Here is a 13,698-nt window from a genome sequence, read left to right on the forward strand (position 1 = left end):
GCGCTTCATCCCGTTCGGGAAAATTCGTAGTATATTGAGAGTATTCCTCCACTCTGGACACGGACATGGCTTACTCCATCGGCGAATTCGCCAGACTCAGCGGCATCACCGCCACCACCCTGCGGGCGTGGCAGCGTCGCTATGGTTTACTCAAGCCACAGCGCACGGAAGGCGGCCACCGCCAGTACAGCGATGAAGACGTCCAGCAGGCGCTAAAAATCCTCGACTGGGTAAAAAAAGGCGTCCCGATCGGCCAGGTCAAACCGCTGCTGGAACGCCCGACGCCGGGCAGAACTAACAACTGGCAAACTCTGCAACAGAACATGCTGCAACGCCTGCAGGACGGCAAAGTTGAGTCCCTGCGCCAGATGATTTACGACGCCGGACGCGAGTACCCGAGACCCGAACTGGTCGCGAACGTGCTCCGCCCGCTGCGCAGCCAGGTTTCGGCTAACGTCGCCGCCGCCATGACCCTGCGCGCAATTCTCGACGGCATCATCATCGCCTACGCCTCGTTCTGCCTCGAAGGTGATAAAAAAGCGCCTGGCGATAATATTCTGCTCAGCGGCTGGCACCTGAACGACCCGTGCGAGATCTGGCTTGAAGCCTTAACGCGCACCGGACAGGGCCACCGGATCGACATTCTGCCCTCGCCCCCTGACGCACTGGCACCGGAAATTTTCCCGGAGCGCAAATGGCTTCTGGTCACCAGCGGCAAGCTCACCGCGGCGCGGAAAAAGCAGGTGGCGCAGTGGCAGCAGCAGGTTTCCCTTGAGGTGATTATCCTCTGACGATTTTCTCCTGTGGGAATTGTCACGAAAAGTTGAATATTTTCCCGCGCTGCGAATGCTAACGTTTTCCTGTGACGACTAACTCCACAGGAAAACATCATGAAAAAAACCACCCCTCTGCTGATCCTGGCCGCGATGGCCTTTACCCCTGCCGCCTTCAGCGCCGCCCCGGCTGGCACGCTGAGCGTACACGTTCTCGACCAGCAAACCGGTATGCCGCCGTCGGACGTGACCGTTACCCTGGAAAAGCAGGAGCAGGATAAATGGACCCAGATTGCCAGCGGTAAAACCGACCAGGACGGACGCATCAAATCGCTCTATCCGCAGGATCAGGACATGCAGCCCGGCGTGTACAAAGTGACCTTCAAAACTGCAGATTACTTCCACGGTAAAAAGCTGGACTCCTTCTTCCCGGAAGTCCCGGTGCTGTTTACCGTGACCCGCACCAACGAGAAGCTGCATATTCCGCTTCTGCTGAGCCAGTACGGCTACTCGACCTACAAGGGCAGTTAATACCTGTTGATTTTAAAGGAATATAAAAAATAATTCCGCGAATACTTGGACAAATTAGTCATGTTGTGTAAGTTTTAAGTATATGAACGGGAGGACCACACCATGACAACGAAACCTGTGCTCGGTATAAGCGGATGTTTGACCGGCTCCGCCGTACGCTTTGACGGCGGACACAAGCGTATGGGCTTCGTCATGGATGAGCTGGCCCAGTGGGTGAATTTCCGCCCCGTCTGCCCGGAAATGGCCATTGGTCTGCCGACGCCCCGCCCGGCGCTGCGCCTGATCGTGACGACGAACGGTGAAACGCAGATGCGCTTCAGCCATGCGCCTCACGAAGACGTTACGCAGAAAATGGCGGACTTTGCGGCAGACTTTTTGCCGAAAATCGGCGATCTCTCCGGCTTTATCGTCTGCGCGAAATCCCCAAGCTGCGGCATGGAACGCGTTCGGCTGTATGATGAAAACGGCAACCGGGGCCGCAAGGAGGGGGTTGGGCTGTTCACCGCTGCCCTCCTTGAAACCTGGCCGTGGCTGCCCGTTGAGGAGGATGGACGCCTGCACGACCCGGTGCTGCGGGAAAACTTCGTCGAGCGTGTTTTTGCGCTGCACGAGCTGAACATACTGCGTAAAAATGGCCTGACGCGCCGCGCGCTGCTGGACTTCCACAGCCGCTACAAGCTCCAGCTGCTGGCGCACCATCAGGCGGGCTACCGTGAAATCGGCCCGTTCGTTGCCTCGCTGCACGAGTGGGAAGACCTGGACGCCTTCTTCGTGGCGTACCGGGAAAAGCTGATGACCATCCTGAAAAAACCCGCCTCGCGGAAGAATCACACCAACGTGCTGATGCATATTCAGGGCTATTTCCGTAACCAGCTGAACACCCGCCAGCGCGGCGAGCTGCGCGACGTTATTCTGCACTATCGCAACGGACAGCTGCCTATCCTTGCCCCGATCACGCTGCTGAAGCACTACCTGGCCGAATACCCCGACCGGTATCTGATGACGCAAAACTACTTTGATCCCTATCCTGATGATTTGGGTCTGCGTCTGGCAGTCAAGTGATCATAAAAATGCGAAGGCCCCATTGACCCGTAGAGGCCCAAAGCAGTACCCCGTTTAGACGACATCCTCACTGTCGTCTCTTTTTTGCATTTTATCTAAAAGGCTGTGATTATATACAGGCCTGTTCTGCAAAAAGGGACCTGCGTGTGATTAACACCCTTCACATCCAAAACTACCGTTCCATCCGCGATATGTCGCTGGAGCTGGAGCAGCTCAACATCGTTTTCGGGCCGAACGGCACCGGGAAATCGAATATCTACAAGGCGATTTACCTGATGCACAGCGCGGCGCAGGGGCAGTTCTCCCAGGCGCTGGCGAACGAGGGCGGCATTCTGAAGGTGTTCTGGGCAGGCAAAACCCGCAGCGACCAGCTGCGACGGATGAACCTGGCGGTTGAAACAGAGACCTACGAATACGAGCTGCAGGTAGGGTTTGTCGAGAAGCTGCCTTACCCTTCGCAGTTCCAGCTCGACCCGGTGATCAAAGAAGAGTCCATCTGGCTGAGCGGCCAGCACCGACGCCCGTCGTCCCAGCTGATGAAGCGCAGGAATCAGGCGGTGTTTCTGAATAACGTGCATCACGAGAAAGTGACCCACAGCGGCACGCTTTATGAAAACGAATCGGTATTCGGCCAGCTCGGCGAGCCGCACCTTTACCCGGAAGTGTCGCAGATGCGCGAGTCCCTGCGGAACTGGCGCTTTTATCATGAGTTTTCCGTCTCATCCGGCTCGGCAATGCGCGCCCCGCAGGTCGGCTTCCGCTCCCCGGTGCTGGCCAGCGACGGCGCCAACCTGGCGGCGGCGTTCCAGACCATCGTCGAGATTGGCGACGAACTGCTGCTGATGCGCATTCTCGACCAGGCGTTCCCCGGCTGCGTGTTCTACAGCGACAACGCTGGCGGGCGCTTCCGGATGATGATGCAGCGCGAAGGGCTGAGCAGGCCGCTTGAACCGGCGGAGTTCTCTGACGGCACGCTCCGCTTCCTGTGCCTGGCGGTGGCGCTGTTAAGCCCGCGCCCACCGGCGTTTATCGCATTGAACGAACCGGAAAACAGCCTGCACCCGCAGATGCTGCCCGCCCTTGCGAGCTTAATCGCCGAGGCCAGCCGCTACTCGCAGATCTGGCTCACCAGCCACTCGCCGGAGCTGGCGACGTTGATTGAGAAACAGAGATCGTTTTCGCTGTATCAGCTGTCGATGGTGGAGGGAGAGACGAGGGTGGAGAAGCTGGGGTAGCTCTGCATAAGCCTGTTTGGATTTAAAATTTAGTGCGTCAGGTTAGAACGCGTGTATTTCTTCCTGTAACGCCAGGCTTTGTAGGTAACGATCGGGGGTTGAAAAAACCAGACAATCACCAACACGATGAAAAGAGAAATGCCCCCGGAAACAAGATTGTAATGTTCAGCGAAAAAAAGAAGCGCCAGGAAAATCATAGCCACAGCCGCAGTAATACACAGAACCATGATAAATCGCTTACCTAACTCAAGCACGACCTCGAGCAAGGATGAACCATAACGACTGATGTTTCGGTTCAGATACGCTAACTCTTTTACGGTGAAACCTGATTCAAGTAACTGCGTTTCAATATTGTTCATGCCACTACCTTTTCTTCTGGAAAGTAACGTGGAATATCTTAATCGGAAGAGCTGCGTCTTGTAACACGTCTGGTACATCAGCATTAAACAGCAAAAAACAGGGTCACGCTAAAAAGACACTGCCGGCGTAGGTAATCAGCTGGGTGGCGTTGTGAATATGGGTGATGTTCATGGGCTATCCTCCGGTTGGTGTGATAAGGAGGATAGCCCGTTGCCCCACTTAACAATGTGGGTTAAAGCGCGATAACCGATGAAATCGGGTCAATCGATAAACCGCTTGCGCACCCGCTCCAGCGGCGCGATAAGCAGGTTGATGAGCGGCTTACGATCGATAACGATATCGGCGTTAACCGTCATCCCGCCCATCAGCAGACGCTTTTTCTTGTCCGGGTCGGTAAACCAGGAAGGCACCCGCACTTTAGCAAGGTAGTAGTTCTGCCCCTCCTGCAGCGGGATGAGCGCCGAATGGGCATCGATGTTCACCTCATAGAAATCAGACAGGGTTGCCTCCACCGAGCCATATTTATCCACCGGCCAGGAGTCAAAGCGCAGCTTCACCTTATCCCCTTTTGCCACCCGGCCCACGCCCGTGGCAGGCACATAGAGATACCCCTCCATCGACGCGGCGGTATTTTTACGGATCACCACCACCACTTCGCTGTTTTGCGTAATGGCCCGACCCGGCGGGAAGTTGATCGCCACCACGTACCCGTCGGCAGGAGCCAGCATCGCCATGGTTGAGCTGCCCCGGCTGGAGAGGTTGCGGTCGATTTCGCTGATCCGGTTCTTCACGTACAGCTGCTCCTCGCTCAGGGAGTCGATTTGCGACTGGGTGCTGTCGGTGAGGCTGGTTTTGCGCGCCTCGAGGTCAAGGATGGTGCTCTCCTCCAGGGTCAGATTAAGCTGGGCGTTGAGCACGTCGTTGTGGCTTTTATCGAGATCCACCTTTGAGACATAGCCTTTGCCCGATACCGATTTCCACGCTTCGTACGTGTCGGTGTTGTTTTTAAGCAGCGCGCGCAGCTTTTTCACCTTATCGCGGGAAACCGCTATCTGTCGGTCGGTAAGATCCAGCTGCTGCGCCAGGTTTTTGCGGTAGGACGCAATAGAATCCTCAATGGCCTGAATGCGCTGCTCGCTGCGCTTTTTCTCCGCCTCCATCTGCTGGCGGTCGAACTGCACCACCGATCCCTGCTTGCCGCCGTAGTCCTGCGAAACGGTAAAAAGCGGGTCATTCTGTTTCACGTACTGGCCCGGACGCACCGCGAAATCAACGATGGTGCCGGACTCTCTGGCGCGGACTTCCACATCGCCCTGGGCCGGGATCAGCACGCCGCGCGCCAGCGTGGTCTCCGAAAAATTAAAGACGATGGAAAAGACCAGCAGGCAGAGGAAAAAGGAGATAAACAGCGTCAGCACGCCTTTCAGGCGCGGGGCATTGATCTCGTAGCTCTTTGAAAAATGGTGCGGGATTAGCGCCCGACGTTGTCGGCTTCGGTTTTTTAATTTCACGACATGTCATCCATGATAAATCACTGAAAGATCGTCCCATGCACTCCAGAGCGTGGGGGTTTTACGCAGCGCATTCAGCGTGGCGGTGGCGGCCTGGCGGTAGTCCTCTGGCGCATACGTCTGGCTCTCTAACCCAAACTCCGCCTCGTGCAGCGAACAGGTGGGCACCAGCGTGCGAACCGCGTATCCGTAGCGCGTTAAAAAACGCGTCGAGACATCCGTTAACCACGCTTTCTGGTCGCCCGCCTGGGTCATGAACAGCGGGGCATCCGGGAGGCGCTCATCCATTAGCAGCACGGTCACCAGCCGATGCGGCGCGAAAAACGCCCCTGCACGCCGCCCTTCGTGAGCGGCCATCAGCTTGTGCAGCGCAGGCTGGCGGGTGACAAACTGAAAGCGCACGTCTTCTGGCGCGGTGGCGAGCAGCGCATCCGCGATCAGGCCAAACCCGGCCCAGCGCATGCCCAGCAGCAGGGTACGAGGCCGGGAATAGAAATCCTGCTCGCGGGTGAATTCCGCCACGCGGGCATGGAGATCGAAGCGCACGTTGCGCCGCCACAGCGCGGGCGGGAAGATCTGCTCCACGAAGTTAAAACCGCTCATCTCCCGGGCGTTCTGTCGTAGAAAATCGGCCGGGACGTCGGCCTCCGGGCAGCGCATAAACTGGCTGTAGTTTTGCGTTATCCGGTTTGCCAGCAGGGTGCGTCCAGCCTGCCGGGCGCAAAGCCTGGCGTAGAGACGGGGGAGAAACATCATTGCTCACTCTCCCGCAGCGTGCCGTTTTCCATGGTGTAGAGCCGTCCGTGGCAGCCGACCACCTCCGGCGAGTGGGTGACAAACACCAGGCCAATTCCCAGGCCACGCAGGTTCGCCAGCACCTTCTGCGCGGTGGTTTTATCGAGGTTTGCCGTGACTTCATCGCACAGCAGCAGCTTCGGCTGGCTGTACAGGGCGCGCGCCAGCACCAGACGCTGCATCTCCCCTGCGGAGAAAAAGGTATTCCCCGGCAGCAGCTCCGTTTCATAGCCGTGCGGCAGACGCGCCACAACGTGGTCAATCTCCGCCAGACGGCAGGCGGCAATCACCCGCTCTTTGTCCGGGGCGCTATCAAAACAGGAGAGGTTATCCAGGATTGAGCCGGTAAAGAGAATATCGTCCGCGTGCACGATGCGAATATGCTGGCGCAGCGAGGAGAGATCGCATTCGGTAATCGGGATCGCGTTGATCCGCAAGCTGCCCGAGGTGGAGAGCAACATCCCGGAGATCAGGCGCAGCAGCGTGGTCTTCCCGGAACCGCTCTGGCCGACAATCACCGCCTCTTCTCCCTGCTTCAGCGTCATGTTGATGTGCTGAAGCGTCGCCTCGCGCCCCGGATAGGCAAAAGAGACATCCTCAAACTCCAGACTGACGGGCGAGGTCACAATCTTCCGGCCGAACTGGCTGGCTTCGGAAGGGGCAAACAGCAGGTCGCCAACGCGATCCAGCGGCCCCTTCAGCGCATTTTTATCCAGCAGCTTTTGCGCCACCTGCACCATCGCATCGGAGAAATAGCGTTTGTAGCTTATGTAGGCGTAAAGCATCCCGATGCTCATCTGCCCTTCCAGAATGAGCCAGGCGCCAAAGCAGACCACCAGCAGCTGCTCGGCGTTGATCACCAGCAGCGAGGCGACGTCAAAGCGGGCCAGCAGCCGCTCTTTGCGCATCAGCCCGGCAATGTGTTCGCGCTGGGATTTGTCCATCACCGCGTCCCGGGCCTGCTCCATATTGTTGGCCTTCAGGGTGATGATCCCCTTCTGCGTCTCCACCAGCAGCGATTCGTACTTCGCGGTGCGCTCGATGGAGTCATCCACCGCGCGCTGGTAAGGGCCAATCAGCGAGAAGCGGATCAGGAAAAACACCCCCATCAGCAGCATCGTCAGCACGGCGATTTTCACGTTATACAGCAGCATAAACAGCAGGCTGGTAAAGGCGATCAGGCTGGAAAAGAGGATCTGCACATAGCCGTTGCTGATGAACTCCGCGCAGGCGTGGAGTGATTTTTCTATCGCCAGCACGATGCCCGGCGGGCGGCTGCGGAACCAGCCGGTCTGGGTGCGCAGCATATAGTGGCGTACCGACTGGCTGAGGTCGTCATAGGCAATGTTGCGCATCAGGATCTCAAGTATCTGCTTGAGGAATTTACCTATGACTTCAAAAATAAAGACGATGGCGAAGATCGCGGTGAGTAAAATCACCAGATCGTTGTCGTTTCGCGAGATGGCCTCGTCCATGATCAGCTGCACGTAGGTGGGGCTGGCCAGCATGGTGATGAGGGTAAAAATCGAGAGCACAAACAGCAGCACCTGCCGCTGGAACAGGCTTGGGGATTTATTGGCCAGCCGGCCCAGCGTGAGCGTATCGTCAGGCGATTTTTTGTCGAAGCGCGGCGTTGGCTTGAGCTCCAGCACGTAGCCGGAAAAGAGTTTTTGCGCCTCCTTGAGGCTGTAGCGACGCACGCCGCTGGCCGGGTCGTGGACCGTCACGCTGCGGCCGTCGACCTTCACGATAACCACGAAGTGATTGCCGCGCCAGAAGGCGATGAGCGGCAGTTCGGCACTTTCAATTTCAGTGATTTCGCCCTTTAGCACCCGGCCCGTCATATTTTTATCGCTGGCGAGGGTCATTAATTCCGCCATCGAGGTTCCCGCGTCGGCAGAGACCGAAATTTCCCTGCGCAGCTGGCTGACGGAGACATGGTGTTCGTAGTGCCCCAGCACCATCGCCAGGCAGGCCAGCCCACATTCGGTAAATTCATGCTGGCGAATAATGGGTGTCTTACCCTTTTTTTTATACTGAAAAAGCGAAAACATAATTATCCGTGGCTGAAATAAAAAAATGGCCCGGCAATGCGGGCCATAGGTGCATAGGTCAATAACTTATGCGCTGAAGAAGCCGCCGATGAAGCCGCCCACCAGGCCAAACACGCCGCCGATGGTGCCGCCCAGCGCGCCTAACATCTGGCTGCCCGCGTTGTAGCCAGCGCTTGCACCCTGAAGCGCAGCAGCGAACGGATCCCAACCACCGATGATGGCCTGTGCTTTTTTGAAATCGATAACTTGCATGATTGTCTTCCTGTTAATCTGAATTAGTTGTAGCTGCCAACCAGCGCACCCAGGAAGCCCATCGCGCCACCCAGAATTCCGCCAACCACACCACCTACCATGCCCATGATGCTTGCACCGGTGTCGTAACCCAGCTGTGCACCCTTAACGAGGCCAGCGAACGGGTTTAATGCACCACCGATAATGTCTTTCGCTTCTACGAATGAAATCGCTTTCATTTTATTCTCCTGTAGTTGTAAATCTTCAGCTTGCGCCAAAGGTTAATTTCCTTTTATGAAGGAAAGCGGTTGTTACGGGCAGCTCGAAAGCGGAATGATTTTATTCCCATAAATAATCATCCGCCTTGCAGGCTGCGCGTAATTATCTATTTCCAGCCGTTGACCCGGCGGAAGATATTTTGAATCGTTATATTGTGAGCTACATCCCTGGGAGGAGACATATTTAAACCAGGTATTCCCGGTATTACTCACCACCCCGTTGCTAAACGCATAATCAAAATGTCTTGTCCATGGGCGGACAATTAAAATAGCCTCAAGCGAAACCACCACATCCGACTGGATGCGTTGGCCTCTGCTCATCACAACCCGCGCCTGGAGCGGCGTCTCTGTGAATTTAACGCGATAATAGCGCTCTTTGCTGTCGTGCGGGCCGGTGTAATAAAACTTAAAACCGGCCTGCTCGCCGCTCTCCAGGGTTAACTGTTTAGGTGAGAACATCACCTCGCCATCTTTTATTTCAGTCTCTTTCCCGTGCTCTTTAGGAACATCGACCTGAATAAGCGAAACAGTATAATTCTGTCGAACGCTGGTATCGTTTTTTATTGGCTGAAAAACAACTTCTTTTTCGGGTAGAAAATCAATATTTAGACTTTCAATAATTAAAGCATTTGCGCTTGCGGAAATGAAGTAATTTATTGCGAAAATAGCCAGGAATTTTCCAGTCATCATCGTTTAATTCCAGGAAGCGCTGACATCAATTCGACCCTGGGCCGTCACTTCACCAAACCAGTTATTACCGTCATAGGTCGTTTTCGATACCGGGTTATTCATCACAAACTGCAGCACCAGCGGCGTTTTCCACAGCCACATGTCCGTCACGCCGGAGCTTATCTTGTCCCACTCTTCCGCATGGGTGGCGGGTGCGGGGATGGACAGCGCTTCGCCCTTGCAGTTATGCGCCTTCAGCGTTTGGCTTTTACCCACCAGCACGTTGCCGGGGATCGGCACGGTGAAGCCGTTGCCGCTAAAGGCGCAGTAGTCTACGCCGTTCAGGCTCTGCGTCGGCCCGGTGACCTTCACCGTTACCGCAATCGCCGCATCTTTTTGCGCGCCGCTGTAGGTAATGGTGTAGGGGATCTCAATCGGCGCCTCGCCAATTGTCCCTTTTCCGGAGCCGCCAAGGCCGTTAGGGTCGAGGGTGTAGTCCGGGCTATCCGGCACAATCGCCAGTCCTGGCTGGATAGGGTTAATGACCAGCCCCCCGCCCGGCTGGAAGCAGAAATCCGCCGCCAGCGAACTGTTGCCTGGCGTCAGGCACAGGCTGACGATATTGCCAATGTTGCTGCCATCCCCCGCCTGCGCCACGCTCAAAATCAGCGCCTTCGGTAAAAAGATTTTGAGGTTGGCCTTGCCGCCGTTTTTTTGCGGCGCGGCGAGGAAGGTATTCGCCAGCACGCGGGTATCGCTCAAAATACCGCCGGAGATGCTGTACCAGTTGCTCTCGTCGAAGGTGATTTCCGCCGCCAGACCCGTTCCGCCGTTCATGTGCGACTGCAGCACGCCGTTTACGCGGGATGACGTCAGCGCCAGGCCCGGGTTATAGCCGGTGATATCTTCGCCGACGAAGGTATATTCCAGCAGCGAACAGAGCACGCCCGATACCGTATTGCGGGTGTATTTGGTGCAGGTCGCGCCGGTCGAACCATCCACAATCGTGACCTCGCCGCTGATCGGGTCTATCCCCAGATCCAGCGCCCGTGAGTTGGTCATGGTCAACGTTCCCACCTTGTGCAGCGTGTTGGTGGTAGTCACCTTATTGATAGAGGTGATCTGCGGCGTGGAGGTAATGGTCACCTCGTTGCCGGGAGCCGCATTGAGCAGATAGTTAAAGAACGGATCCCCCAGCACCCAGCGCCCATAGGAGGTGCCGGGTTCGATGACCGGCGGTTTCACCACCATAGCGGTGTCGGTATAGCTTGTCGCCGCGGTATAGCCCGTGGTGCCGCAGGTTGAAGAGCACGCGGTGCCCTTAAAGAACGGCGAGGCGCTGGAGCCGGTAACGCTGAAGTTGATGGTCAACGCGCTGCCCGCGGGGCCGTTAAAGCTGTTGTCCGGAATGTAGGTGGCAATCCCGTTGTTGGTTTTAGCGCTCAGGGTCGGCCACTCCCGCGATCCGTGCAAAAACGCGGTCGAGGTGCTGTTCAGGCTAAACAGCGCCGCCGTGTTGCCCGTCCCGTTGTTGTCCGGGTTGTTAATCGCAAAGTAGGGCATCTGCTGCGCCTGCGCAGCCGCGCTTAACAGCAGCAGATTAAGAGCGAATATCTTTTTCATCTTCACGTTCCCGTGTTCCTTTTGCTTCCTGCCAGACGAAATCGCCCTTATCGCAGGAGATGTCCCCAAGCCACAGCGCGCCGCGGTTGGACTCGATATCCAGACGCACCTCGCAGACGCTGTCGTCCGGCGTGGCAATGCTGAGCACCGGATTATTCTTGTCCACGTCAATCACGAAGCGACCGTCGTTTTCCGTACGGGTCAGCCCGACGTGGTTTTTGATTTGCGTGGCGCTCACCGGGTTGCCGCTGGCATCAACAAGGCGACCAAACAGGGTGACGATTTTTTTCACCTGCGGCTTCATCACCACCGTGTTACCCGGGTAGACCGTGATATGCCGACGGGCATTCGCGCCGATGTCATAGCTTTCGGTGCCGGTTTCGCTGTTCATCACCTCCAGGTCATAGGCCTGATAGGCCGGCAACGACAGCCAGGTTTTATCACCCTTGATGCGCTCCGTGCGGCCGTTCAGCTTCAGCGTGAGCGACTCGTCGGACTTCAGTCCGGTGCTGACAATCACCCCTGCGCTGTCGGTCCCTTTACCTGCTGCAATCGCCTCTTTTGACCAGCCGACGCTGCCGTCGCTGGTCAGCGTGGAGTTCCAGCCCTTGCTGGTGCCGCTCTGCACGCTGAGGATGTTGCTGTTCCACGGCGTGTCGAAGCTGACGCTGCCGCCGCCGCTCACGGTGCGATCCTGGTTGCTGCTGAAGGCTCTTGAGACGTTGGCGGTGACCGACTTCAGGTAATCCCCTTCGAACTGGCGACTGGCGCTGACGTTGAGCGCCGTGCCGGTATCGCGGTTATGGGAAACACCCACGGAGACGGTGTTACCCAGCGGGATGGCGAAATCGAGCATCACGTAGCGGTCTTTCTCTTCGTAGTACCCTTCGTACTTATTGCGCGACATGCCCACCCGCAGGCGCGCCGTGCCGTAACGACCGGCGTACAGCCCCTGGGAGTAGTCAATCTGATAGCGTTTATAGCGATATACGTCGTCTTCCTGACGCATCAGGCTCAGGTTCCCGGCGGAAGGCAGGCCAAACGACGGCAGGCTGAACGACGCGCCCCACGTGTTGCCTTTGTTTTCATAGATATCAAGGAACTTGCCGCTGGAGAGCTGCTCGTGGGAGTACCAGACCGAACCGATATTCCACGGCAGGCTGACGTTAGCCCCGTAGTTGGCGCGGTACGTGCCGTCCGAGGCGGCCATCGTCTGGGTGTTCACCGAGAAATACCCGGTCAGGTTCAGGGAGGCCCACAGTTCACTGACCACGTGTTCGCGCATCATGTAGCCGGACGCGTTCCAGTCGACCATCCCGCTGCGCTTGCTAAAGGAGGTGCCGACCAGCGACATGGTGTCTTTGTGCTTGGTGTCGTAATCGTAGTAGTAGCTGTTGTCCTGCTCGTTTTTCCGTTTGGCGTACTTCTTGTAGTTGACGACGGATTTGTCGCGGCTATAAATACCGCCCCACGTCTGCCAGCGCAGCGACTCCGACACGTTATTGCTGAAAGGTTTGTTCACTGTGTACATGCTGCGCGACACGGTGCGGCTGCCGCTGACCACTTCCACTTCTACGCTATAGATACCGTAGGGCAGCGCGCTGGTGTCGATTTCGTGGTTACCCACGTCAAAGCGCTGAATGCCAATAAGCTGGCCGTCGCGGCGAATTCGGGCTTCACCGGCGGTCGGGAAATAGACCACCACCGGCGTCAGGGAGAGGGTATTGTCCCGCTTGCGCGAGTTAGCCTGGTTGCCCACCGATACGCCGTACACTTCGCCACCGGAAATACCGCTGACGCTGGCCAGCGACTGCATCGCCCAGCCGTTCAGCATCCCGGCGGCGTAGCGCATGCCCTGATAGTCACGTTCCCACATCACCGCGTTCATCTGGGTGTCGCTGCTGCTTTCGTTAACGTAGCCAGAGCCATCGACCAGCAGGTGATCGACCCCCATTGAGATCCAGCTTTTGGCGTTGAGATAGCCGGATGACCAGCTGTCGCCGTAGCCGCTCTCGGTATGATACGCGCCAAGGTTATAGGAGAGCGTGCCGCTCAGATCGTCTGATTCAGGGGCATCGATATCCACTTCACGGGGGCGAATATTGACCCCGTAATCACGCTGGGAGAGGTTGAGCAGCAGACGCATCTTTTTCTGGTCCAGCTCAAACGCCGACCCGGCGCTCACCGGAATACGCATTTGCTCGTCGAACTGTTTGCCGCTGATGCTTTGCAGCAACGTCCGCATCTCTTTCGACAGACGAATACCGTTATCAGACTCCTGGACCTGCACGTCGCGCAGCCCGAGCTGCCGATCTTTCGCGTAAATCGTTACATCGCCAATACGGACATATTCGCTCACGTCACGCGCGCCGCTCGCCGTTTGCGCGGCATTCGGACGGGTATTGACCAAATAAACGGGGATTTTGATCCCCTGCTCCAGCAGGGCATAGAGCGAGTCGGGAAAACGGTAATTAGCGATAACCACGGAGCTGGAGGCAGCATGCGCATACGCGGGCAGGAGGCCGGATGTGCACGCCATCATCACCGGCAACACTAATTTATTTTTCACCATGCAT

General features: G+C 56.9%; 13 protein-coding genes. 4 read left to right on the top strand and 9 right to left on the bottom strand.

Annotated elements, in window-relative coordinates:
- Positions 1-65: 65 nt before the first annotated feature.
- The 4 genes from M2433_RS16010 to M2433_RS16025 all read left to right on the top strand — a co-directional run bounded on the left by M2433_RS16010 (position 66) and on the right by M2433_RS16025 (position 3,601).
- Entirely contained in the window at positions 66-791 is a 726-nt protein-coding gene (locus tag M2433_RS16010) for a MerR family transcriptional regulator (protein ID WP_429055306.1), read from the top strand.
- Positions 792-890: 99 nt separating this feature from the next.
- Positions 891-1,304: a hydroxyisourate hydrolase gene (gene uraH / locus M2433_RS16015; RefSeq protein ID WP_429055305.1), complete on the top strand. Its 414-nt coding sequence runs from the start codon at positions 891-893 to the stop codon at positions 1,302-1,304.
- A 102-nt stretch (positions 1,305-1,406) separates the two neighbouring features.
- Positions 1,407-2,366: a YbgA family protein gene (locus tag M2433_RS16020; protein ID WP_429055303.1), complete on the top strand. Its 960-nt coding sequence runs from the start codon at positions 1,407-1,409 to the stop codon at positions 2,364-2,366.
- A 146-nt stretch (positions 2,367-2,512) separates the two neighbouring features.
- Positions 2,513-3,601 (top strand): AAA family ATPase, encoded by a 1,089-nt coding sequence (locus M2433_RS16025; protein ID WP_429055301.1) that lies wholly within the window; start codon positions 2,513-2,515, stop codon positions 3,599-3,601.
- A gap of 29 nt (positions 3,602-3,630) precedes the next feature.
- Here the strand turns inward: M2433_RS16025 and M2433_RS16030 are convergent, their stop codons facing one another.
- From M2433_RS16030 to M2433_RS16070, 9 genes are all read right to left on the bottom strand, one after another.
- Entirely contained in the window at positions 3,631-3,960 is a 330-nt protein-coding gene (locus M2433_RS16030) for a hypothetical protein (RefSeq protein WP_429055299.1), read from the bottom strand.
- 261 nt (positions 3,961-4,221) lie between these two features.
- A complete protein-coding gene (locus M2433_RS16035) occupies positions 4,222-5,472 on the bottom strand; it encodes an HlyD family secretion protein (protein WP_429055296.1) in 1,251 nt (416 codons plus the stop codon).
- A 6-nt stretch (positions 5,473-5,478) separates the two neighbouring features.
- A complete protein-coding gene (locus M2433_RS16040) occupies positions 5,479-6,228 on the bottom strand; it encodes a hypothetical protein (protein ID WP_429055293.1) in 750 nt (249 codons plus the stop codon).
- Complete coding sequence (locus tag M2433_RS16045; RefSeq protein ID WP_429055291.1) at positions 6,225-8,321, bottom strand: peptidase domain-containing ABC transporter; 2,097 nt, start codon at positions 8,319-8,321, stop codon at positions 6,225-6,227. Before M2433_RS16045 ends, M2433_RS16040 begins: the two co-directional genes overlap by 4 nt.
- Positions 8,322-8,387: 66 nt before the next feature.
- A complete protein-coding gene (locus M2433_RS16050; RefSeq protein WP_013094847.1) occupies positions 8,388-8,573 on the bottom strand; it encodes a hypothetical protein in 186 nt (61 codons plus the stop codon).
- A 23-nt stretch (positions 8,574-8,596) separates the two neighbouring features.
- Positions 8,597-8,791 carry a hypothetical protein gene (locus tag M2433_RS16055; protein ID WP_013094846.1) on the bottom strand — a complete coding sequence of 65 codons (195 nt, stop codon included), beginning with the start codon at positions 8,789-8,791 and terminating at the stop codon, positions 8,597-8,599.
- Between the two features lie 72 nt (positions 8,792-8,863).
- On the bottom strand, positions 8,864-9,520 hold the full coding sequence (locus M2433_RS16060; protein WP_429055288.1) for a hypothetical protein: 657 nt from the start codon (positions 9,518-9,520) through the stop codon (positions 8,864-8,866).
- A gap of 3 nt (positions 9,521-9,523) precedes the next feature.
- Positions 9,524-11,122 (bottom strand): receptor, encoded by a 1,599-nt coding sequence (locus M2433_RS16065; RefSeq protein ID WP_429055286.1) that lies wholly within the window; start codon positions 11,120-11,122, stop codon positions 9,524-9,526.
- On the bottom strand, positions 11,100-13,694 hold the full coding sequence (locus M2433_RS16070; protein ID WP_059310293.1) for a CS1-pili formation C-terminal domain-containing protein: 2,595 nt from the start codon (positions 13,692-13,694) through the stop codon (positions 11,100-11,102). Before M2433_RS16070 ends, M2433_RS16065 begins: the two co-directional genes overlap by 23 nt.
- Positions 13,695-13,698 lie beyond the last annotated feature (4 nt).

This window comes from Enterobacter sp. AC1, assembly GCF_050434705.1.
Classification (GTDB): domain Bacteria; phylum Pseudomonadota; class Gammaproteobacteria; order Enterobacterales; family Enterobacteriaceae; genus Enterobacter; species Enterobacter cloacae_L.